Origin of the sequence: Sinorhizobium sp. 6-70, assembly GCF_030124375.1 — a bacterium.
Taxonomy (GTDB): Bacteria; Pseudomonadota; Alphaproteobacteria; order Rhizobiales; family Rhizobiaceae; genus Sinorhizobium.
On sequence record NZ_JASKLS010000008.1, the window covers coordinates 235,919 to 257,740 of the forward strand.

21 protein-coding genes and 1 pseudogene are annotated in these 21,822 nt (G+C 61.4%); 14 read left to right on the plus strand and 8 right to left on the minus strand.

The window, feature by feature from the left end:
- Positions 1-9 precede the first annotated feature (9 nt).
- Entirely contained in the window at positions 10-2,142 is a 2,133-nt protein-coding gene (locus QN222_RS17645) for a molybdopterin oxidoreductase family protein (RefSeq protein ID WP_283961396.1), read from the minus strand.
- A gap of 69 nt (positions 2,143-2,211) precedes the next feature.
- Here QN222_RS17645 and QN222_RS17650 point away from each other — a divergent pair, with 69 nt between their 5' ends.
- The 4 genes from QN222_RS17650 to QN222_RS17665 are packed head-to-tail and all read left to right on the plus strand — an operon-like array spanning position 2,212 to position 4,885.
- Entirely contained in the window at positions 2,212-3,081 is an 870-nt protein-coding gene (locus QN222_RS17650; RefSeq protein ID WP_283961397.1) for a 23S rRNA (adenine(2030)-N(6))-methyltransferase RlmJ, read from the plus strand.
- A 51-nt stretch (positions 3,082-3,132) separates the two neighbouring features.
- Positions 3,133-3,564: a hypothetical protein gene (locus tag QN222_RS17655; RefSeq protein WP_283961398.1), complete on the plus strand. Its 432-nt coding sequence runs from the start codon at positions 3,133-3,135 to the stop codon at positions 3,562-3,564.
- Positions 3,561-4,274, plus strand: a complete 714-nt coding sequence (locus tag QN222_RS17660; RefSeq protein WP_283961399.1) for a ribonuclease T(2) — start codon at positions 3,561-3,563, stop codon at positions 4,272-4,274. Before QN222_RS17655 ends, QN222_RS17660 begins: the two co-directional genes overlap by 4 nt.
- A 17-nt stretch (positions 4,275-4,291) precedes the next feature.
- Positions 4,292-4,885 carry a glutathione S-transferase gene (locus tag QN222_RS17665; RefSeq protein WP_283961400.1) on the plus strand — a complete coding sequence of 198 codons (594 nt, stop codon included), beginning with the start codon at positions 4,292-4,294 and terminating at the stop codon, positions 4,883-4,885.
- A gap of 165 nt (positions 4,886-5,050) precedes the next feature.
- On the opposite strand, the gene QN222_RS17670 is transcribed toward QN222_RS17665, so the two are convergent.
- Complete coding sequence (locus QN222_RS17670; protein WP_283961401.1) at positions 5,051-5,689, minus strand: porin family protein; 639 nt, start codon at positions 5,687-5,689, stop codon at positions 5,051-5,053.
- Positions 5,690-6,051: 362 nt separating this feature from the next.
- Between QN222_RS17670 and QN222_RS17675 the strand changes: the two genes are divergently transcribed.
- From QN222_RS17675 to QN222_RS17695, 5 genes are all read left to right on the plus strand, one after another.
- Positions 6,052-6,816 carry an SDR family oxidoreductase gene (locus tag QN222_RS17675; RefSeq protein ID WP_283961402.1) on the plus strand — a complete coding sequence of 255 codons (765 nt, stop codon included), beginning with the start codon at positions 6,052-6,054 and terminating at the stop codon, positions 6,814-6,816.
- A complete protein-coding gene (gene uvrC, locus QN222_RS17680) occupies positions 6,813-8,837 on the plus strand; it encodes an excinuclease ABC subunit UvrC (RefSeq protein ID WP_283961403.1) in 2,025 nt (674 codons plus the stop codon). Before QN222_RS17675 ends, uvrC begins: the two co-directional genes overlap by 4 nt.
- A gap of 402 nt (positions 8,838-9,239) precedes the next feature.
- Positions 9,240-9,827, plus strand: a complete 588-nt coding sequence (gene pgsA, locus QN222_RS17685; RefSeq protein ID WP_283961404.1) for a CDP-diacylglycerol--glycerol-3-phosphate 3-phosphatidyltransferase — start codon at positions 9,240-9,242, stop codon at positions 9,825-9,827.
- A complete protein-coding gene (gene moaD, locus QN222_RS17690; protein ID WP_283961405.1) occupies positions 9,824-10,084 on the plus strand; it encodes a molybdopterin converting factor subunit 1 in 261 nt (86 codons plus the stop codon). The genes pgsA and moaD overlap by 4 nt, the downstream gene beginning before the upstream one ends.
- Positions 10,085-10,088: 4 nt before the next feature.
- Positions 10,089-10,559 (plus strand): molybdenum cofactor biosynthesis protein MoaE, encoded by a 471-nt coding sequence (locus QN222_RS17695; RefSeq protein WP_283961406.1) that lies wholly within the window; start codon positions 10,089-10,091, stop codon positions 10,557-10,559.
- Here the strand turns inward: QN222_RS17695 and QN222_RS17700 are convergent, their stop codons facing one another.
- A complete protein-coding gene (locus tag QN222_RS17700; RefSeq protein ID WP_283961407.1) occupies positions 10,560-11,456 on the minus strand; it encodes a branched-chain amino acid ABC transporter permease in 897 nt (298 codons plus the stop codon). It lies immediately after the preceding gene.
- A gap of 67 nt (positions 11,457-11,523) precedes the next feature.
- Between QN222_RS17700 and QN222_RS17705 the strand changes: the two genes are divergently transcribed.
- Together QN222_RS17705 and QN222_RS17710 are read left to right on the plus strand one after the other, a co-directional pair.
- Positions 11,524-12,084, plus strand: coding sequence for a CGNR zinc finger domain-containing protein (locus QN222_RS17705; RefSeq protein WP_283961408.1), 561 nt, complete (start codon positions 11,524-11,526; stop codon positions 12,082-12,084).
- On the plus strand, positions 12,081-12,584 hold the full coding sequence (locus QN222_RS17710; RefSeq protein WP_283961409.1) for a hypothetical protein: 504 nt from the start codon (positions 12,081-12,083) through the stop codon (positions 12,582-12,584). The genes QN222_RS17705 and QN222_RS17710 overlap by 4 nt, the downstream gene beginning before the upstream one ends.
- Before the next feature lie 229 nt (positions 12,585-12,813).
- Here QN222_RS17710 and ndk read toward each other — a convergent pair whose 3' ends face one another.
- Positions 12,814-13,236: a nucleoside-diphosphate kinase gene (gene ndk, locus QN222_RS17715; RefSeq protein ID WP_153441477.1), complete on the minus strand. Its 423-nt coding sequence runs from the start codon at positions 13,234-13,236 to the stop codon at positions 12,814-12,816.
- A 297-nt stretch (positions 13,237-13,533) separates the two neighbouring features.
- Between ndk and QN222_RS17720 the strand changes: the two genes are divergently transcribed.
- Complete coding sequence (locus tag QN222_RS17720) at positions 13,534-14,046, plus strand: DinB family protein (protein ID WP_283961410.1); 513 nt, start codon at positions 13,534-13,536, stop codon at positions 14,044-14,046.
- On the opposite strand, the gene QN222_RS17725 is transcribed toward QN222_RS17720, so the two are convergent.
- Positions 13,987-16,635: a non-ribosomal peptide synthetase gene (locus QN222_RS17725; protein ID WP_283961411.1), complete on the minus strand. Its 2,649-nt coding sequence runs from the start codon at positions 16,633-16,635 to the stop codon at positions 13,987-13,989. The two genes, QN222_RS17720 and QN222_RS17725, sit on opposite strands and share 60 nt — an antisense overlap.
- 254 nt (positions 16,636-16,889) lie before the next feature.
- Here QN222_RS17725 and QN222_RS17730 point away from each other — a divergent pair, with 254 nt between their 5' ends.
- Positions 16,890-17,966 (plus strand): GGDEF domain-containing protein, encoded by a 1,077-nt coding sequence (locus QN222_RS17730; RefSeq protein WP_283961412.1) that lies wholly within the window; start codon positions 16,890-16,892, stop codon positions 17,964-17,966.
- 104 nt (positions 17,967-18,070) lie between these two features.
- Here QN222_RS17730 and QN222_RS17735 read toward each other — a convergent pair whose 3' ends face one another.
- Positions 18,071-18,355 (minus strand): hypothetical protein, encoded by a 285-nt coding sequence (locus QN222_RS17735; protein WP_283961413.1) that lies wholly within the window; start codon positions 18,353-18,355, stop codon positions 18,071-18,073.
- Between the two features lie 73 nt (positions 18,356-18,428).
- On the minus strand, positions 18,429-18,722 hold the full coding sequence (locus QN222_RS17740) for a hypothetical protein (protein ID WP_336621032.1): 294 nt from the start codon (positions 18,720-18,722) through the stop codon (positions 18,429-18,431).
- A 309-nt stretch (positions 18,723-19,031) separates the two neighbouring features.
- Between QN222_RS17740 and QN222_RS17745 the strand changes: the two are divergent.
- Positions 19,032-20,920: pseudogene (locus tag QN222_RS17745) on the plus strand (ABC-F family ATP-binding cassette domain-containing protein).
- Positions 20,921-20,976: 56 nt separating this feature from the next.
- Here QN222_RS17745 and QN222_RS17750 read toward each other — a convergent pair.
- Complete coding sequence (locus tag QN222_RS17750; RefSeq protein ID WP_283961415.1) at positions 20,977-21,819, minus strand: GNAT family N-acetyltransferase; 843 nt, start codon at positions 21,817-21,819, stop codon at positions 20,977-20,979.
- Positions 21,820-21,822 lie beyond the last annotated feature (3 nt).

Here is a 21,822-nt window from a genome sequence, read left to right on the forward strand (position 1 = left end):
GGCCGATCTTCAGGCGCGACGCACCCAGACCCGGTTATCGTGGAAAGCCGCGCCGCCGTAGGGCGCGACGGCATCGGCGCCGGTCAAGACGTTGATCCCCTCGCCGTCGAGATGGGCGCCGTTCGGCCAAATCCCTTCGGCGATGACGACGCCGCGACGCGCCCCGCCGCCGACCTTCGCATGCAGCCGGACCTCGCCGCGGTCGTTGCCGAGCATGATGACGTCACCCTCGGCAATGCCGAGCGCAACTGCATCTTCGGCATGGATCATGACCTCCGGTCGTCCCTCCTTCTGTTTGGAAGAAGGCGTTTCGGAGAAGGTCGAATTCAGGAACGAGCGCGCCGGGGACGTCGCCAGTCGGTATGGATGACGTTCGTCGGCCACTTCGATCAGATCGACATGGTCCGGAAACTCCGGCAGCCTGCCGTGCGGACCTTGCGGGCCCATCGATTTCGGCGGCCGGTTCGGTGCCGGCGTGCCGGTCCAATCGGCCTTGAAGCGGAACTTGCCGTCGGGATGCCCGAAGCCGTTGAGAAAATGCGCCTCCTCGAAAGCCGGCTGGCAATCGAGCCACTTCTCCTCTTTCATCCGCTCGTAACCGATGCCGTAATTAGACAGCAGTAGGTCGATGTGCTGCTGTTCGGTGAGCCCAAAGCCCGGGTGGTCGGATACCCCGAGGCGCTTTGCCAACTCCTCGATGACGAAGAGATTGGTGCGCACGGTCGGCGGCGGCTCAACGACCTTCGGACCGATGAGAATATGCTGGTGACCACCACCGCGATAAAGATCGTCGTGTTCAAGGAACATGGTGGCAGGCAGGACGATGTCCGCGAGCCGGGCAGTATCGGTCATGAACTGTTCATGCACGGCAACAAAGAGGTCGTCGCGCAGGAAGCCCTGTTTCACCAGTCGCTGCTCGGGTGCGACATTGGCGGGGTTGGTATTCTGGATAAGGAGCGCGGTCACAGGACCGCGATGGCGCAACGCCTCGGCATCGCCGGTCAGCACACGGCCGATCTGCGATTGGTCGAGCATGCGCACGTCGGGATCGTGGAACGCGGAACCGAGGAGTTCACGCTTGTCCAGCTTGAAGATGTCATTGTTCGAGTGGAACGCGCCGCCTCCCTCGTGCTTCCAGGAGCCGAGCACCGTGGCAACCGAAGCGGCCGCATGGATGGCGACGGAGCCGTTACGCTGGCGGGTGAAGCCGTAGCCCAGGCGGAAATAGGTTTTGGGCGTGGTCCCGACGAGCTTGGCGAAGGCTTCGATCTCCTCCACCGACAGACCGGTGATGGCGGAGGCCCAGTCCGGGCCGCGTGTCTGGAGATGCGCTTCTAGACCGGCCGGATCGTCAGCGAACCTCGCCATGTAGGCGCGGTCGGCATAACCGTCGCGGAAGGCGATGTGCATGACCGCGCAAGCGAGCGCAGCATCTGTGCCCGGCTTCAGGACGAGCCCCATATCGGCCTGCTTGACGGTCGGGTTCTCGTAAACGTCGATGACGACAATCTTCGCGCCGCGGTCCTTGCGCGCCTTGACCGCATGGGTCATTACGTTGACCTGCGTCGCGACCGCATTGGTACCCCAGATCACGACGCAGTCGGCCTTGGCCATCTCGCGCGGGTCGGGACCGCGCAAGGCTCCGGTCGCCATCGTCAAGCCGGTCCAGGCCATGTTGGTACAGATCGAGCCGAAGAAGCCGGAATAACGCTTGGCATGGCGCAACCGCTCGATGGAGTCACGCTGGACCTGTCCCATCGTGCCGGCGTAGAAATAGGGCCAGACCGCTTCCGCACCGTGCTTCTGTTCGGCCTTGACGAACTGGTCGGCGATCTCATCGAGCGCCGCTTCCCAGGAAATCTCCTGCCAGCGTCCCTCGCCCTTGGCGCCGGTGCGGCGCTGCGGCACCATCAGCCGGCCGGGATGATAGATACGTTCGGCGTAGCGCGCGACCTTGGCGCAGATGACGCCGGCTGTGTAGCTGTTTCCGGCCGCCCCGCGCAGGCGACCGATCTGGCCTTCGGCCGTGAGATCGACTTCAAGCGCGCAGGCTGACGGACAGTCGTGCGGACAGACCGAATAGCCGATCGATTTTTCTGCTTGGATGGGGGTCGCAACGTTCATAGCTTTTCTATATGGCATCCGCCAAAGGGCTCAAAGCCCCATTCGCCAATCCATCGAAACAATTGATCAGAGCCATCGGCAACGCTCATGAACTACCGGCACGTCTATCACGCAGGCAATTTCGCCGATGTCCTGAAACATGCGGTGCTGGCGCGGCTCGTCACGTACCTCAAGCAAAAGGACAAGGCGTTTCGGGTGCTCGACACGCATGCGGGCATCGGGCTCTACGACCTTTCGAGCGAAGAAGCGCAGAAGACCGGCGAATGGCGTGATGGCATCGGCCGATTGCTGGATGCTGAACTCCCCGCTCCGATCGCCGCGATTCTCGAACCCTATCTCGCAGCCGTTCGCGACCTCAATCCCGACGGCGGCCTCACCCATTATCCCGGATCACCGAAACTCGTCCGCATGCTGTTCCGGCCGCAGGACCGGCTCTCGGCGATGGAACTGCATCCGGACGACTACGAGACGCTGCACCGCCAGTTTGACGGCGACTTCCAGAGCCGCATCACGCATCTCGACGGCTGGCTGGCGCTCGGCGCCCACCTGCCGCCGAAGGAGAAGCGCGGCCTCATCCTCGTCGATCCTCCGTTCGAGATCGAGGGCGAATACGAGCGGCTGGTCGATGGCCTTGCAAAGGGATACCGCAGGTTCGCCGGCGGCATCTACTGCCTCTGGTATCCGCTGAAGAAAGGCGCGCCGATAAAGGATTTCCACGCGGCACTGAAGGCGCTGGAGATTCCAAAAATGCTCTGCGTGGAACTCTCGGTGCGCAGTGATCGCGACACGACCGGTCTTTCCGGCTCGGGGCTGGTCATCGTCAACCCGCCCTTCACGCTAAAGGGTGAGTTCGATGTCCTGTTGCCCTTCCTGAAAACACAACTGGCGCAGGATCGCTTCGCTTCGGCCCGCTGCTTCTGGCTGCGAGGTGAAGCGCCTCTCAACCCGGGGCCTTGACGGATCGAGGGCGAAGGCGTCAATCTCCTGAAAGGATTCAGGGAGATGGCCATGACTCGTACGCTTGCCGCATCGCTTCTGCTCTCGCTTTCCCTCACCACCGGTGCTACCGCCGCCGACTATATCGGGGAACCCGCTCCCCGTGCAGTCTATGATGTCGGCGCCTGCGGCAACGCCTCCGTTCTGGGTTTCATTACCCGGCGCTTCGACTACAAGGCCGCAAACTATCTTCATGCGAACCTCGCCATAGCCGAGATTCGCGACATGGGCCAAAATCGGTTCGAGCCGCGTGACTATACCCACCTCGTCGAGCGCGAATATTGCTACGCGACTGCGGTGATGACCGACGGCGAGCGACGCCCGCTCTGGTATCTGATCGAACGCCCATGGGGCTTTGCCGGTGTCGGCAGGAGCATCGAGTTCTGCGTCGGCGGCCTCGATCCCTGGTACGTGTACGGCGCCCATTGCGCTTCGCTTCGTTGACCGTATTGAAAAGGCTGCTGCCGGCGATCGTCGGCGTTCTGACGATCGCCGCCTGCAGCGATGAAGGCGCTGAAAAACTCGCCCCGAATTCCGGAACCGGCGGGATGAAGACTGTGGCGGCCGTTCCGCTTCCCGTCGGCAAAGGCTTCGACTTTTACGTCCTCTCCCTGTCCTGGTCGCCCACATGGTGTGGCAGCAACGATCCCTCCGGAAAGTCCGATCAATGCGAGGCCGGCAGCCGCCGCGGCCTCATCGTGCACGGGCTCTGGCCACAAAATGAAGAGGGCTATCCGGAATATTGTCCGACACGGCAATCCGATCGCGTCCCGGAGGCGCTTGGCCGGAAGTATCTCGATCTCATTCCCTCGATGGGCCTGATCGGCCATCAGTGGCGCAAGCACGGCACCTGCTCAGGCCTCAGCCAAGCGGACTATTTCGCCGTGGCGCGCGCCGCGCGCGAACGGCTCACAATCCCGCCGGAACTCGCATCGCCGGAAGGATCGCACGATCTTCCGGTATCGACGATCGAGGCTGCGCTCATCGCGAAAAATCCCGGCATGACGGCAGAGACGATCGCTGTTACCTGCGAAGCCAGGCTTCTTGAAGAAATCAGAATCTGCTTCGACAAGACACTGAAATTCAGGGCGTGCCCCGAAGTGGATCGCCAAGCCTGCAGACGGGATGCAGTTTCCCTGCCCCCTGCCCCATGACAACGGAAAGACTTCGAATGAAGATACTCTATTCTCCTGCCTCCCCCTATTCGAACAAGGTCCGCATGGCCGCGCACCACATCGGGATCGCCGCGGAAAGCGTGCTGACGGATACGAACGCCAACCCGCCGGAACTGATCGCCAACAATCCGCTCGGCAAGATCCCGACCTTGATTACTGCGGACGGCAAGGCGATCTACGACAGCCGCGCGATCATGCATTTCCTCGACCGTGAAACGAAGGGCAAGCTTTATCCGAAGAACGCAGCCAAGCGCACCGAAGTGGAAATCTTCGAGGCGCTTTGCGACGGCGTCTGTGACAGCCTGCTGGCAATCGTCTACGAGAAGCGTTTTCACCCCCCGGAAAAGGTGCATCAACCCTGGATCGACCGCCAATGGGAGAAGGTCGAGCGCGGGCTGGATTACTTGAACGCCAACCTGCCCAAGACCAGCGGCAAGCTCAACGCCGGACATTTCGCGCTGGCGGCGCTGTTGCGCTATATCGAATTGCGTTTTGCCGGCGAGTGGCAGCGGGGACGGCCGAAGCTCAAGAACTGGCCGGCGAAGTTCGAGACGCACTTTGCGGACTATTCAAAATTTAGAGCGGGATGAGGAAAAGTGTGCGCGGTTTTCCGCCCGCATCCCGCTCTAACTTATTAGTATCGATTTAGTATCGATCACGTTCACGATTTGGGTCGGATCGACCCAAATCGTCGTGATCCAAGCATGAAAAAGGCCGGGTCACCCCGGCCTTTTCGCTGAAGCGGTGTCCGCCGATCAGAACTTGACGCCCATACCGACGCGCACGCTGTGCTCGTCATAACCGGACGTGACGGTGCTGCTTCCAACGTTGAAGTCCTTGGAAGCGTAGTCGGTATAGCGATATTCGACGCGTGCGGTGATGTTGTCGGTAACAAAGGTTTCCGCACCGGCACCGGCCGTCCAGCCAACCATCGTATTCTTGTCGGAACCGCTCGGGGTCGAAAGCTTGGCGCTGCCGACAGCGAGACCAGCCGTACCATAGAGGAGAACCGGGCTCACATCGACACCGACGCGGCCACGGATCGAGCCATTGACGCCCTGCTCGACGCGACGGCCACTGGAGTGAGAATCGTTACCGGCATAGCCGATATCGGCTTCACCGCCGTAAACGATCTGGCCGCTCTGCACGTTGTAACCGCCGTAAAGACCGCCGCCGAAACCGACGGAGGGATTTCCACCCGTGGCGTCAGCCTCGCCGTGGCGCCAGTCGGCCGTGCCGCCAACATAGGCGCCCGACCAGTCCTTGGTCGCCGGTTCGGTATATTCGGCAGCCGGAGCAGCCGGAACTTCCTCGACGACGTCTGCGGCGTGGGCGGCCTGGAAGGCAACGAAAGCCATAGCCGAAGCCATGAGGGTGGTGGTCAGCGTACGCATACTATTCTCCTTTTCAACCGATGCTCCGATTGCAATTGTATCTTTGCGGAACACCGGACACTCTGTGATTAACCCGCCCGGTTGAGCGGAAATTGATCAGAAAATGCGGAATCTCAAGAGCTAAAATGTGAAATTTTGGCGGCACGAACGCGGCTGAAATTAGATGTTGCCTTCGTGACACAGGGTATTTATTAACCATAATTCTAGATTAACGAAATCTATACTATAACACTTCGAAATAATACAATTTATCCGCTTTGCATTAATTTTTCTGAAATGAATCCTTCAGGATAGTTTCAGGCCGGTGTTTCTTGCCTATATCTTCGTCCAATCAGAACAGGATTCGAGGGACGGGAAAAAAGTTGACGAGAACACTGAAGGCGGCGCTCGTAACCGGCGGCGCCCGGCGCATAGGCAAGGCAATAGTTGAAGATCTGGCGGCTCACGGCTTCGCCGTCGCCATTCATGCAAACGGATCGATCACCGAGGCGGATGCGCTGGCGAAGAGCCTCACGGCGAACGGGACCAAGGCCGTCGCCCTGAAAGCCGACCTTACCGATTCCGCCGCCGCATCTCGGGTCATCGCGGAGGCGACGGCCTTGCTTGGCCCGCTCGACCTGCTCGTCAACAACGCCTCGATCTTCAAGAAGGACAGCCTGGACGCGTTCGACGAAGATGTTTGGGAACGTCACTTCGCGCTGCACGTCAAGGCCCCTTCCCTGCTAGCACGCGACTTTGCCCGGCAGCGTCCGGACGACGTTTCCGGCCTTATCGTCAACGTCATAGATCAGCGCGTCTGGTCTCCAAATCCGCGATTTTATTCCTATATGCTGTCCAAGTCCGCACTGTGGACGGCAACCCAGACGATGGCGCAGGCGCTTGCCCCGCATATTCGCGTCAACGGCATCGGACCGGGGCCGACGCTGCCGAACGAACGGCAGAATCAGAGCGACTTCCGGGCGCAGGTCGACGCCCTGATCCTCAAGCGCGGTCCGGCGCTCGACGAGTTTGGACGCGCGATCCGCTTCCTTTTCGACACGCCGTCGGTTACCGGACAGATGATCGCGCTTGACGGCGGCCAGCATCTTGCCTGGGAGACGCCAGATATTCGGGAGATAGTGGAATGAACGGGCAGACGCCCACGGACGGCGGTATCCTTTACGACGGCAGCGAAACCGATGACGACGACGATCTGCTCGGCGTGACGGAAAGCGAGCGACCGGCGCCGGCGATCGATTGGGCGGAAAACCGTGCGGAAACACAGGGCCTCAAGGGCGCGGAACTCATTCAGGCCTTCGTCAAGCTTTTGCCGAACGGCCCGGGCGTCTACCGCATGTTCAACGACGCCGGCGACGTGCTCTATGTCGGCAAGGCCCGCAGCCTCAAGAAGCGGGTGAGCAACTACGCGCAGGGTCGCGGTCACTCCAACCGTATTTCGCGGATGATTCGCGAGACGGCGAACATGGAGTTCGTCACGACGCGGACGGAGATCGAGGCGCTGCTGCTCGAAGCCAACCTCATCAAGCGGCTGCGTCCGCGCTTCAACGTGCTGCTGCGCGACGACAAATCCTTCCCCTACATCGTCGTCACCGGTGACAGCAGGGCGCCGGCGCTCTTCAAGCATCGCGGGGCACGCAGCCGCCAGGGCGACTACTTCGGCCCGTTCGCCTCTGCCGGCGCCGTCGGCCGAACGATCAACTCGCTGCAGCGGGCCTTTCTCCTCAGGACCTGCACGGACAGCGTCTTCGAGACGCGCACCCGCCCCTGCCTGCTCTATCAGATCAAGCGCTGCTCGGCGCCTTGCACCGGCGAAATCAGCGATGCCGACTATGCGGAGCTCGTTCGCGAGGCAAAGGATTTTCTCTCCGGCAAGAGTCAGGCCGTGAAAGCGACGATCGCTGCCGCCATGAGCGAAGCCTCGGAGAATCTCGATTTCGAGCGCGCCGCGCTCTACCGTGATCGCCTCGCCGCGCTGAGCCACGTGCAGAGCTACCAAGGCATTAATCCGGCAGGCGTTGAGGAGGCGGACGTCTTCGCAATCCACCACGAAGGCGGGATTTCCTGCATCCAGGTCTTCTTCTTCCGGACGGGACAGAACTGGGGTAACCGCGCCTATTTCCCGAAGGCCGATCCGTCGCTTCCTTCGTCGGAGGTGCTCAGCGCCTTTCTCGCCCAGTTCTACGACGACAAGCCCTGTCCGCGGCAGATCCTGCTTTGCGAGGCAGTTGAGGAACAGGAACTGCTCGGTCAGGCGCTCAGCGAGAAATCCGGCTACAAGGTATCGATCCTGGTGCCGCAGCGCGGCGAGAAGAAGGATCTCGTCGATCACGCGCTCGCAAATGCGCGCGAGGCCCATGGCCGCAAGCTTGCCGAGACCGCATCGCAATCGCGGCTGCTCGAAGGTTTTGCCAAGACCTTCCAACTGGAACAGGTACCGCGCCGCATCGAGATCTACGACAACTCGCATATCATGGGAACAAATGCCGTCGGAGGCATGGTCGTCGCCGGCCCCGAGGGTTTCGTCAAAGGCCAGTATCGCAAGTTCAACATCAAATCGACCGATATCACGCCGGGGGACGACTTCGGGATGATGCGCGAGGTCATGACCCGACGCTTCTCGCGCCTCCTGAAAGAGGAAGGCAAACCCGACCGCAGCGCTGAACCGGGCGACGACAGCGCATTCCCGGCCTGGCCGGACGTCATCCTGATTGACGGCGGCCAGGGCCAGATGACCGCCGTCCGCGCAATACTCAAGGAACTCGACGTCGAGGACTGCGTAACTGCAATCGGCGTCGCCAAGGGCGTCGATCGCGACGCCGGCCGCGAGCGCTTCTTCGCCGCGAGCCGCGAGAGCTTCACCTTGCCGCCGCGCGATCCGGTCCTTTATTTCATCCAGAGACTGCGCGACGAGGCGCATCGCTTCGCCATCGGCTCGCACCGTGCCCGGCGAAAGAAGGAAATGGTCAAAAACCCGCTCGACGAAATCACCGGTATCGGACCGACGCGCAAGCGCGCCCTGCTCACGCATTTCGGCACGGCCAAGGCGGTTTCCCGGGCGGGCATCAACGACTTGATGGCCGTGAACGGCATCTCGGAAGCGGTTGCCCGTCTTGTCTACGAGCATTTTCACGAGGACGGCGTCAAATAGTTGTCCGGCAGCGCCGCGCGCCCGAAGTTGGCTGTGCCAGTTTCGATCCGGGGGCACTACAGCGCCGCGCGTCTAATCGGGCGCGCAAGGACGCTGTAGCACTGTGAATTGCGGCATGTTTTTATCCTTAAACCGGCTACGATTTAAGGAAACATGCAGTAGGCAGGGCGGGGCAGTTCAGCCTGCGTTCAGATGAAATCCGCCAAATATGACAGCCGGTACATAATGACCTGTTGACCTTATGGTCGCAAAGTCATTCTGTACACCTGAAACCCGGAGGAGATGAGGAAAGGCGTCCCGGCGCCCTCCGCCCGCATCCCGCTCCGACTGTTTGAATCGATCGCGCCGATAGCCCCAGATCGCGGGAAATGAGGGATTGTCGTGTCCAGAGAAACCGAGTCCATGCCAACGCCCATCGCCTACAGCGTCCCGAATCTGCTGACCTATTTCCGTATCCTGATCGTGCCGCTGATCGTTTTCTGCTTCTTCATCGAGGGCCGCCTCCACAGCTCGGATTTCGCACGCTGGACCGCGCTCATCCTGTTCATCACGGCTTCGATCACAGACTTCTTCGACGGCTATCTTGCGCGTATCTGGAAGCAGACGTCGAATATCGGCCGGATGCTCGATCCGATCGCCGACAAACTGCTTGTCGCTTCGATCCTGCTTCTCGTTGCCGCCGACGGTACGATTGCCGGCTGGTCGATCTGGGCCGCGATCATCATTCTCTGCCGCGAGATTCTCGTGTCCGGCCTGCGCGAATATCTTGCTGCACTCAAGGTCAGTGTGCCGGTGACGCGCATCGCCAAGTGGAAAACCACCATCCAGATGGTGGCGATTGCCTTTCTTCTGGCCGGGCCGGCCGGTGACAAGATCGTTCCCTACACCACCGAAGCCGGTATCGTGCTTCTGTGGATCGCGGCTGCAATCACGCTCTATACCGGCTATGATTATTTCCGCGCCGGTTTGAAACACGTGGTCAATGAATGAGCAAGATCAACCTCGTCTATTTCTCCTGGGTTCGCGAGCGTATCGGCAAGGGTGAGGAAACGCTGGAGCTTCCCGCGAATGTCGTGACGGTCGCCGATCTGCTTGCGCATCTGAAAACACTCGGCGAGCAATACGAGACGGCGCTCGAACACCAGAACGTCATTCGCGCGGCGATCAACCAGGAGCATGTCGATCACGGCGAGCCAATTGCCGGCGCGCGCGAGATTGCCCTCTTTCCGCCGATGACGGGCGGCTGAGGCGATGAACGGCGCCGTCACGGTGCGCGTTCAGCGAGGCGACTTCGACGTCGCCGCCGAAATCTCCGCGCTTTCTCGCGGTCGTGCGGACATCGGCGCGGTGGTGACATTCTCGGGGCTTTGCCGCGACGAGGCGGGCGCACTCAGTGCGCTCGAACTGGAGCATTATCCCGGTATGGCGGAGGCCGAGATCGAGCGCATCTGCCGTGAGGCGGTCAAACGCTTCGGCCTGCAGGCGGCGGTGGCCATTCATCGCTTCGGCAAGATCATGCCGGGCGAAAACATTGTACTCGTGGTGACTGCGTCCTCACACCGGCAAGCCGCCTTCGACGGCGCCGGTTTCATCATGGATTTCCTCAAGACTTCGGCTCCCTTCTGGAAGAAGGAGTATCATGCCGATGGCAGCGCCGGCGGCTGGGTCAGCGCCAAGGATGCGGACGACACGGCCCGGGATCGCTGGTCGCAAACGAACTGATCAGGGAATTGCCTTTTCCCGCCGCGTCACCACCAGCACGATCACCAGAAAGCCGAAGATCGCGAAATCCCGCCAAAGGATCGGACCGTAGGCGCTCCAAAGCGTCTCGAGCAGGCCGACGCCGGCTGCGCCCAGAGCGGCGAAGAGCGGCGCTGTCTGCCCCCCGATCGCGGCAATGAACAGCACCTTGACGCCGAAGGTCAAGCCGGTGCCGAAATCCATATTGCCGTAATAGGACGCAGCGAGAATTCCGCAAAAGGCGGCAATCAGCGACGCCGTGCCGTAGGCCAGGATATAGACCGTGGCCGGATCGATGCCGCAAAGCGCAGCCGCCTCGCGATCCTCCGACACGGCGCGCCAGTAGCGCCCCGCATGGGAATGGGCGAGAATCCAATGGCCGGCCGCAACCAGTGCCGCCATCAGAGCGGTGTTAATGATCTGGACGGCGGTCAATGCCACCGGAAAGTCGGGGTTCGGCCAGAAAACGATGACCTGGTTCAGAAAGGGCGGCAGCCACAAACTTCGCGTGTCCGACGCGAGCCGTGCCGTTTCCATGAGCACGAGCAGACTGCCGAGCGACGCGACGACGACGGCATTGGCCGAGGAAAACGCCAGCGGCCGCATGACATAGCGCCCTGCGACGAGACCGGCGCCAAGTCCGAATGTCAGTGCCGCCACGGCCCCGACACCAAGCGCCGCCGGCAGGACCAGCCAGAGCCGATTCCAGCCGAAATCCGCGAAAAGCACGAACATCTGACCGGCGAAGGCAAAGAGCGCGCCATAGGTGAGGTCTGCCCTCCGCGTGACCGCAAAGGCAATCGCGTAACCGAAGGCCAGCGCCGCGTAGAGGGCTGCTACGGGCACGGCGTTGGCGATCTGCTGAAGAAAATAGGCCATGGCACATCCGCGTGGTGACAGAAGCAATATAACTGGTAATATCCGTTTGACCAGTTAGGATTTCGGCATGAGTTTCACTTGGACCGCACACAGATTCTCGGGCGGCGCGCTGGCGCTGGATGTCGCCAATTCCGTGGTTCTGCGCTTCGATCCCGAGCGTCGCGTCGATCGCTTCGCGGATCCCGCGGCGATGGACTCCTTTGCCGAGGCAGCAAGTCTCTACAGCGCCGAAAGAGAGCGTTTCGGCATGCTTGTTCCGGCGCCGCCCGAGAACCGGAAGTCACTCATTGGCTTGCGCGAGGCGACCGACCGCCATTTTCGGGCGCAAGTCGAGGCCGAAGATCGGCCCGATCTGCTGGCAGACCTGCTCGAGACGATTGCCGCCGTCTTGCGTCAGCGGGCGGGCAACAGCCAAGGCACAGCACTCGATGTGGCGACCGCGCATTCGGCACTCAGCCTTGTTGCCAACCCCGAGCCGGACCGCCTGAAAATATGCCCCAACTGCTGCTGGCTGTTTCTCGACCGCAGCCGCAACAGAAGCCGCACTTGGTGCGACATGGCGGTCTGCGGCAACCGCACGAAAGCAAGACGCCATTATCGCCGCAACAGGCAGGGAGATCAGCCATGAACCGCGTCATCATATCCGCTCTCTTTGCCGCGGCGGTGCTTGTCGGCTGCCAGCGCGAAACGGGGCCGGACCCACTGAAGTTGACCGGCAAGATGTTCGTCTTCAACTACCGGCTCGCCTATGCCGCCTACATGATCACGCTCAACAAGTCAGAGCCGGTGCCGGACGGCAGCGTCGTCGTGGCACGTTTCGAAAACCCGGCCGGTGGTGAAGCATTGACGCTGGAACGGAAACTATTTCCGAAGCTCGACAGGGTCGTGCTGGAGAGTCCGGAGATAAGCTGCGTGAAGAAGGAGAGGCCCTACGCGGTGACAATCGAGGTCAAGGGGCCGGATGGCGCGATGCTGCAGAAACTGGAGACGACGGTAACTTCCGACGTCGATCAGGATGTCCTGCCGGCAAAGCCCCTCGTCGAAGGTCCGGCTTACGATAAGAACCCGGAAGTCTTCGTGGGCGGCCGAGCGCCGGAGCGCTTCGAGACGGCGGCCTGCCCGACGTAAAGGCGGCTTGCATGTCGTTGTACCAAACCGCTGCACGCTTCTGAGCGGCATGCCTCAAAAAACCGGGGCGTCGCCACCCAAGTGTACTGCATGTTCCCTTAAATTCGAGCCGAGTTAAGGACAAGAACATGCAGCACTTCAAAGTCCTACAGCGCCGTGCGTCTGAAAAGACGCACGGCGCTGTAGGAGTCATTTCAAGCCTTTGCCGGCCGAAACGAAGAAAAGTGAATCAGCCGACGATCTCGGTGCCGGAGAACCAGTAGGCGATTTCCTCAGCGGCGGTTTCCGGAGCGTCCGAACCGTGGACCGAGTTTTCCCCGATCGACAGGGCATGGACCTTGCGGATGGTGCCTTCGGCAGCGTTTGCCGGATTGGTGGCGCCCATGACTTCGCGGTTCTTGGCAATGGCGTTCTCGCCTTCGAGCACCTGAACAATGGTCGGGCCGGAGGACATGAACTCGACCAGTTCGCCGAAGAACGGGCGCTCCTTGTGTACGGCGTAGAAGCCTTCAGCTTCGCGGCGGCTCATCCAGACGCGCTTCGAAGCGACGACGCGGAGGCCGGCGTCTTCCAGCATCTTGGTGATGGCGCCGGTCAGGTTGCGCTTCGTCGCGTCCGGCTTGATCATCGAAAAAGTACGTTCAATCGCCATTGGCTCAAATCCCTTGTTTCTTGAGAAGTGGCGGTTCATTAGCCGCCAATTCCGTGCAAAACAAGGGGGCGCGGCGATGTTTCGGCCCGGCCGGCGCGAGTTTCATGGTGCTGTCACGGAACGCCCAAACGCGCCGTGAAGATCGACGCGGCGTTCGAACCCAATGATGCGATCCGGGCAAAGCAGGCGGCTGGTGGGTCGCCGCCGCAGACAAAATCAGCAAATTTCATCAGTGACATTCGACACTGGAATGTCGAATTGCGCTAGGCTCGGCCGATCGCACAGGGGAGATCGCCGATGCTCGACCACTATCGCATGTTCGCCGACTACAACCGTTGGGCCAACCGGCGGCTCTACGCCGCGGCAAATGAGCTTTCGGATGCGGAGTTTCGCCAGAACAAAGGCGCGTTCTTCGGCTCGCTCCATGGGACCCTCAACCATCTGCTGGCAGCGGATCGGATCTGGATGAAGCGGTTCACCAAGGAGGGCGAGGCTCCCTCGATGCTCGATGCGATCCTCCACGACGACCTCGCCGGCTTGACGGCAGCGCGCGTAGCGGAAGACGAGCGCATCATCGCCTGGGCGGATAGCCTCGACGAAACCCGCCTGGCGGCGCCAATCACGTATTCACCGCTCAGCGTACCAGGCGAAATCACCCAGAGGCTCGGACCAACGCTCGCCCATTTCTTCAACCATCAGACACATCACCGCGGCCAAGCGCACGCGACCCTGACGGCCCTCGGGCGCCCGTCACTGACGCTGGATCTGGTTTTCTTCCTGCGGACCGATGGCGAGAAATGGGCGGACTGAGGGAAGCTGTCCGGCGAGCCGCTTCTGCCAATCGGCCAAACTACCGCCGTCCGTGAGCTGCGCCCACCGCTTCATGAGGCGGCGTTGGCCGGACCAGGCCGCCATTCCCAGCGCTATTCCGCCGCCTATGGAGCACAGCGGATAGACGGTCGGCGACACCAACGGCTGCACCGGTAGCAGCAGGAGCTCCGGCGCGAAACGATGTAGAATATAGATATGAAAGCCGGCAGCCGAGATGGGCAGGATAAGTCGCGCGCTCCATTGCGGCATCCTGACTTGCGGCAGGAACAGCAGAGCGGCCAGGACCGCGATCTGCAACAGATACTTGATCTTCGTCCCAATCCACACGCCTTCATAGAGCCCGAAGAACAGGAAGGTGGCCGTTCCGGCCAGCATCACCATGCCGCGCTCAAGCGGCGTTGTGGCTAGCGCAGCGCACCAGCCGATGACCGCCAGATAGAAAATCCACGGCAGCGTGAAAATCTGACGGTTGCCCATCTCGACGACCAGCGGCAATGCCAGGCGGGCAAGAAGAGCTGCCACGAGCAACGCCATTCCGAGCGCCAATGGTCTCGAGGCCGCCGCGCGCCGCACCGATGGCACCGCGAACAACGCCACGAACACGAGGAGCATCTGGCAATACGCCTCGATGAACCAGTAGAGGTAAGGCACCATGCTGTGGCGTTCGGGATCGGCAAAACCGAAGTTGCCGACGAGGAACACCGACGCCCAGGGGACCTTTCCCCAGGCAAGGGCGTAGGCTGCGACAATCAGATAATAGGGAACGAGAATCTGCGTTAGCGGCCGCAACAGCCGCAAGACAGCACCAGACAGCAGGACGCCACGCTGGAACCGCGCGAGGCCGAAGCCCGCAAGAATGACCATCGCCGCCGATCCGCCGGGGATGGGCCACAGGGTCTCGTGGTGCAGGACGACGAGCAGGATCGCCAACGCCCGGATGAGCAGGTCCGTGCCGATCCGCCTGCTTTTGGTTTCGCGCCGTCCCAACACCGCGAGTTCGGCGACCGACATCCTTTCCCAGGCCTCGGGTACATCGCCAAGACGTTTCTCCAGGCCGATCGAAAGCTGGACAAAGCGCAGCGAGTCGCCGCCAAGCGACAGGAAGCTGTCGTCGGACCGCACCCTTTTCGGGCAGAAGACCTGGTTGAAAAGCGCCTCGATACCGTCCTCGTCGGCGACGGAGCCGATATTCTTTTTCGTCGCCTTGCGGAGAGCCTCGTAATCGATCTTCCCGGAGGCAAGCCGCGGCAGCGCATCGACGCGCGAAGCCTTCACCTGCAAAAGCGTCAATCCACTCGCGGCAGCCAGCATGCCGCGGATATCATCGCGATCGTACGGGCCGACATAGAAGGCATGAATGCAGCTATCGTCCCCGACGACGGCGGCCGTAACACCCCGGCGCTCGAGCATGACCTCCAGACCATCGTGCGCAATCCGCAGGCCGGCGATCTTCGATATCCGCTTCGTCCGCCCAACTATGCGGAAGAACCCGTCGGCATCCCTCGTCGCCAGATCGCCGGTGCGCAATTCGGCATGCTCGCATCCGCGCGCGAGATCGGCGCGTGAGGAAGCATAACCCATCATCACGTTCGGCCCCCGATAGACAAGCTCGCCGAGCATATCCATGCTGGTGACCAGTTGGCCCTCGTCATTCTCGATGCTCAGGCTCCCGCCCGGTATAGCAATGCCGATCCGATCCTCCCTGCCCTTGAGGCGGTCTGGGGGAACGTAGGCCATGCGGGCGGTCGCTTCCGTCTGGCCGTACATGACGAAGAAAGAAGCGCCACGCGCGGTGAGGTGTTCGTTGTAGAGACGGACCCGCTCGGACGCCAAGCGTCCTCCGGCGACGGTCATGAAGCGCAGGTCAGGAAATTTCCGCTCCCGGAAGCCCACCTTTTCCAGAAGTTCGTAAGAATAGGGAACGCCTGAAAGATTGGTGCAGCCGCTTTCGGCAAGTCCATCGAGAAAGCCGTCATCGAGGATGGAGGAGCCCGGAATGTAGAGGCTTGCGCCCACCGACAAGTGAGCGTTCAGCACGGAAAGGCCGTAGGAATAGTGGAACGGTAGGATAAGGCAGCTTCGATCTGAAGCCGTCAGGCCGAGATAATCGGCGATCGAAAGTGCGTTCGATTGAATGTTCGCGGCAGACAGCCTCACGCATTTTCCGTGCCCGGTGCTGCCGGAAGTCGAGAGCAGGACCGCAAGATCCGGATGAAGCTGCGATTTGCTTCCCGCCAGACGCTCCGTCCGCCATCGGCCGTCACAGCGGCGATAGCAAAACTCAGGCTCCAGAGATTTTCGATCCGGAGTACCGGGGCCCTGGATGGCAATCGCATGCCCGGCTTTAAGCGCCGCGAGGTAGGCGACGATTGCGTGTTCCGAGAGATCAGCCTCCAGCATGGCTAGGCCGCGCTCACCGCGCCAATGCGATGCCTGGCGATCGACGCGCTCCGCCAGATCGCGATAGCTTACGATCCGCCTTCCAGGCAGCAGCAGCGCCGGCCGCTCTCCCCAGGCAGTAAGGTTCGCAGCGAACAAGGGGAATTTCGACAAATCGCCTGCGCTCAAGACCGCCTCCTATTTCAGCGAGGCGGCATATAATTGCTGACTTTAACAGTCAAGTATAAAGGGACGGCAAAGGCGACAACTTCTGTGACAATCGGTGCGGCAAACAGCAGCACCGACCGCCTCGCCGCGACTGATCATGATTCAGCAACCATATCGTGCATTTTACCTTCGTTGCTCGGCTATTTTCAGGATCTCTTAAATTCGCGCTGGAGATAGTGCGAGGCGAGTTCGACACCGTTATCAAAGGCACCGCCATGACCCAGCATCTTCCAACGGCGCGCGGCCGATCGCAGGTACGAAATGCGGCGATCATCCAAAAGCTGGCGCATTCGATGATGCGGCTCGGCGTCGCCGCCCTCCCCCGCAATTATGAGCTGATCTATGAAGCGCTGTCCGGTCAGATGCCACAATTGTCACGCGATCTCGCCGCCCTGGGCCCGGAGCCGACACAGGAAGCCCTGGACGAGCTTGGCATCAAGCACAAGATCATTGGCCATAGCGCGCTGGCGGCGGACCGCGCACGCGCCGAGGCGCAGCAGGCACTCGGCGAGCTGGCGACGATGCTCGGCGACACGTTGGCGCGAAAGCATGCCTTCAACGGTCAGCTGAAACGGTTCGCGGCTCGACTCGCCTCCGATCCGGTCACAGCCATGTCGGAATTCGCAGATGAAGCGGCACAGTTGCGCGACGCGGCAGGGCTGCTGATGAATGAAGAAACCGCACTTCGTGCAGCGATAGAGATGCATTCTCAACGTTTAGGCGAGTTGGAAGGCGATCTCGAAGAAAGCCGCATGGCCCTGACGCGGGATCGGTTGACCGGTCTGCCGAACCAGGCGGCCCTTTCGAAAAGGCTTGCGGCCGTGTTCGATCAGCCATCCGGTCAATCCGCGGCGCTTGTCGTGGCAACGGTTGAAGGATTGCGAGACCTTGGCGAACAACATGGCGGCGCGCTGGCACAGAAGGTACTGAGCGATCTCGCCACGATCTTCCGCAAGACGATCAAGAAGAATGACTTCGTTGCGCGGGTCGGGCCACAGGAGTTCGCTTTCGTCTGCAACGACGTCACTGCGGAAAACGCCGAGGCGATTGCGCGGCGGATCCATCAAAGTGTCGCAGAGCTGGCAATCACACCGCCCGGCCGTGCTTTCACAAGCGAAACACTCTCCCTTTCCGCCGGCATCGCGCTGACCACGGCAGCAACAAGCGCCGCTGAGCTGCTGGGTCAGGCCGAACTTGCTTTGACCGCGGCGCGGGCGAATGGGGGCATTCGGGTCTATTCGTCAGACATCGAAAGGACGAGCGGCAAGGCCTATGTGCCGGATGCCGCCTGAGACGATGGATCTGGCGGCAGGTTTCGGAAACGACCGCCACACATGAAGAGACCCGGCTCCGCGCTCGGCGGTGCCGGGTCTCTCGATGCGCCTATTGGCGTGGATTAACGGACGTTCTGGTCGCCGTCGCTGGAGACGTTCACCGCTGCGCGGCCGCTGGCAATCGCGCCGGTCGATGCCGCATCGACAGACTTGTTGTCAACGCCGGCATAAAAATCACCATTGTCGGCGGTGCTCGCCGAAACGCCGGCGCCGGCCGAGGCCGCCGCGCGTCCCGTGAAAAGCGGCTTCTGGCTTACGCCTTCGTAGTAGCTGCCGCCGGCGCTTGCCGTAGAGGCGGCACCAGTCACAGCGACGGCAACGAGAAGGGCTGCAATGGACTTGTTCATAGGATCGTTCCTTGATGAAATGGATGCGGGCGCGGCGTTCTCACGCCGTGCCCGCGCTTGGGAGGAGGTCTGGTTAGCGGCTAATGCCCTGATAATATTCACCTTCGCCGCCAGAAACGTAGGCAGGCGTCGAGCCGTAGCTCGATACCGAACCGGTGGACGTGCCATCGAGGGAGCCGTTGCGGCCGCCACGGACGACATCGCCCGAACCCTCACGCGCCTTGGGCGCACGGTCCGTGAAAAGCGGCTTGTCGCTGACGCCTTCATAGTAGCTGCCGCCGGCAAAGGCGGCCGATGCGCCGCCGAGAACGGCAGTGGCAACCAGGGCTGCAGCAAGCGCAGTATGAATTGCATTTTTCATGATCATCTCTCCTGAGCGGTCGTTGCTTGAACGACGATTTCGTAAAGATTGGCCGGAGCGGTTTCCTTCGAATGCGGTGGCCTTGCCGATGGCATTCGATCTGATCCGGTAAGTCGGAGGAGCTTGGGAGCGCTCTTCCATGATTACATGTGGGCCCTCATGATGATGTTTAGAAGTATTGATTATCAGAACACGTTGTCCACGATTCGATAACAATCGCCTCTTGAAAAGCACAAACGGGCTCCCACCGCGCGACAACCTCGGTCTCCGTCGCACCCCTTGCCTTCCCGGAAAAGTCCGGGCAAAAGGCGCGGCATGATCCAGATCGCCGGTCTCTCCGCCCGCATTGCGGGCCGTCTTCTCATCGAAAATGCTTCCGTGACGCTACCGGCGGGCACGAAGGCAGGGCTCGTCGGACGCAACGGGGCGGGTAAATCGACGCTCTTCCGGGTGATAACCGGCGAGCTTTCGGCGGAAGCCGGAAGTGTGTCGTTGCCGAAAAATGCGCGCATCGGTCAGGTTGCGCAGGAAGCCCCCGGGACAGAGGAGCCGCTGATCGAGATCGTGCTCAAGGCGGACAAGGAACGCACGGCGCTCATCGCCGAGGCCGAGACCGCGACCGATCCGCACCGGATCGCCGACATCCAGACGCGGCTTGCCGACATCGGTGCCCACTCCGCGGAAGCGCGCGCCGCAAGCATTCTTGCTGGTCTCGGCTTCGACCATGAGGCGCAGCGGCGGCCGGCCTCGTCCTTCTCCGGCGGCTGGCGCATGCGCGTGGCGCTGGCGGCCGTTCTCTTTTCCGAACCCGACCTGCTGCTTCTCGACGAGCCGACCAACTATCTCGACCTCGAAGGCACGCTGTGGCTTGAGGACTATATTCGCCGCTATCCGCATACGGTCATCATCATCAGCCACGATCGTGACCTCCTGAACACCGCCGTCAATGCAATCGTTCATCTCGATCAGAAGAAGCTCACCTTCTATCGCGGCTCCTATGACCAGTTCGAGCGGCAGAAGGCGGAAGCCGATGAATTGCAGATGAAGGCGAAGGCCAAGAACGAAGCGGCGCGCAAGCATCTGCAGAGTTTCATCGATCGCTTCAAGGCAAAGGCGTCGAAGGCCCGCCAGGCGCAGAGCCGCGTCAAGGCTCTGGAGCGCATGGGCACCGTGGCGGCCGTGATCGAGGAACACGTCCAGGGTTTTTCCTTTCCCGATCCTGAGAAACAGGTGGCTTCTCCGATTGTCGCCATCCAGGGCGGTGCGGTCGGCTACGAACCGGGCAAGCCGATCCTCAAGCGCCTCAATCTCCGCATCGACGCGGACGATCGCATCGCCTTGCTCGGCTCGAACGGCAACGGCAAGTCGACCTTCGCCAAGTTCATTTCCGGCCGGCTCCAGGCGGAGGCGGGCGATGTCCGGATCGCCCCGGGACTGAAGATCGGCTTCTTCGCCCAGCACCAGCTTGACGATCTGGTGCCGACGCAAAGCGCGGTGGAGCATGTCCGCCGCCGCATGGCGGATGCGCCGGAAGCAAAGGTTCGCTCGCGCGTCGCACAAATGGGGCTTGCGACAGAAAAAATGGACACGGCGGCGAAAGATCTTTCCGGCGGCGAAAAGGCGCGGCTTCTGATGGGACTTGCCGCCTTCGACGCGCCCAACCTGCTGATCCTCGACGAACCGACCAACCATCTCGACATCGACAGCCGCAACGCACTGATCACGGCACTCAATGCTATTCCGGTGCAGTCATCCTCATCTCGCACGACCGGCATCTGATCGAGGCCACTGCCGACCGGCTGTGGCTCGTGCGCGATGGAACCGTGGCCGGTTACGACGGCGATCTCGAAGACTACCGCAGCCTGATCGTCGGCGGTCCCAAGCCCCGGGACGACAAGCTGAAGATCAATGGATCGGACGAGGCTCTGTCGAAAGCGGATCAGCGCAAGGCCAATGCCGACAAGCGCGCGTCGCTGGCGCCTCTCAGGAAAAAGATCAACGAGATCGAATCGTTGACCGGGAAACTGGAGAAACTGATTCAAGCACTTGATGCCGAGCTTGCAGATCCCGGCCTTTATGAAAAGGCGCCGGCAAAGGCTGCGCAGAAGGCCAAGGAACGCTCGGAGGCCGCTGCGAAGCTCGCCGAGGCGGAGGAGCAGTGGTTGGAACTATCGACCGAATACGAAGAGGCAATGATCAGTTGATCCGCTGCATTCGGGATGCTGCACGCCGTTACGCCTCTGATACCGCGGCACTGTAGTCATCCAAGCTCGAATGTCGTGATGCCATAGATCCGCTCCAGCGGAAGATCCGGTGCCGGACCGCGGTACATGCGGGCGGTCTCGAAAACCGGCTTCATGTTGTACCGTTCGCAAAGTGCTTTTGCGGACGCGTTCGGCTCGGGAATGTCGAGATAGATCTGGCCGCCTTTGGCACCGGCGGCAAGCTTGCGAAAAATGAGATCGGCACCGGTCTCCGTGTCGGCGAAGAGCGGGCCGATCTTGAACCCTTCCCGGCAGGCCCGCAGCGTTCCGTAACCGGTGATCGTCCCATCGCGCAGCAGCACGACGCTTCTGCGCGTCTTCAACTGCTTCGCCCATTCGCGCAGAAAAGCGTCCCGGCTTGCCGGGTTGAAGCTGCGATCGTATTCGATCAAGGCGGGAGCATGGATCGGCGCTGCATCGATCAGGTTCGTGCCCGGCGGATCCTTCACATCGACAACGCCGCCATAGCGAATATTCGCGTGAGACCGGACGAAGCCCGATTTTCGATAGTTCTCCTGCTGCGCCACAACACCGTCGAGCCCAATGGTCCGCTCGCCCGCCTCCGCGATCGCCCGTGTCCACAGAGCCAAGCCAAAGCCCCTGCCGCGATAGGCCGGGTGAGCGACGTAAAAGCCAAGAAACGCATAATCGGTGCCGTAGCGCACGAGAGAGATCGCCGCAGCAAGCGCACCTTCCTCGGTCGAGACCCAATAACCTTCGGGGTCGGCCGCCCAGAACGCGTTGGCATCCTCCAGACCGGGGTTCCATCCCTCTCGCGCAGCCCAGTCGATAATCGTGTCGAGTTCCGCACGCGTCGCATGGCGAATGGTTTCTGTCATTGC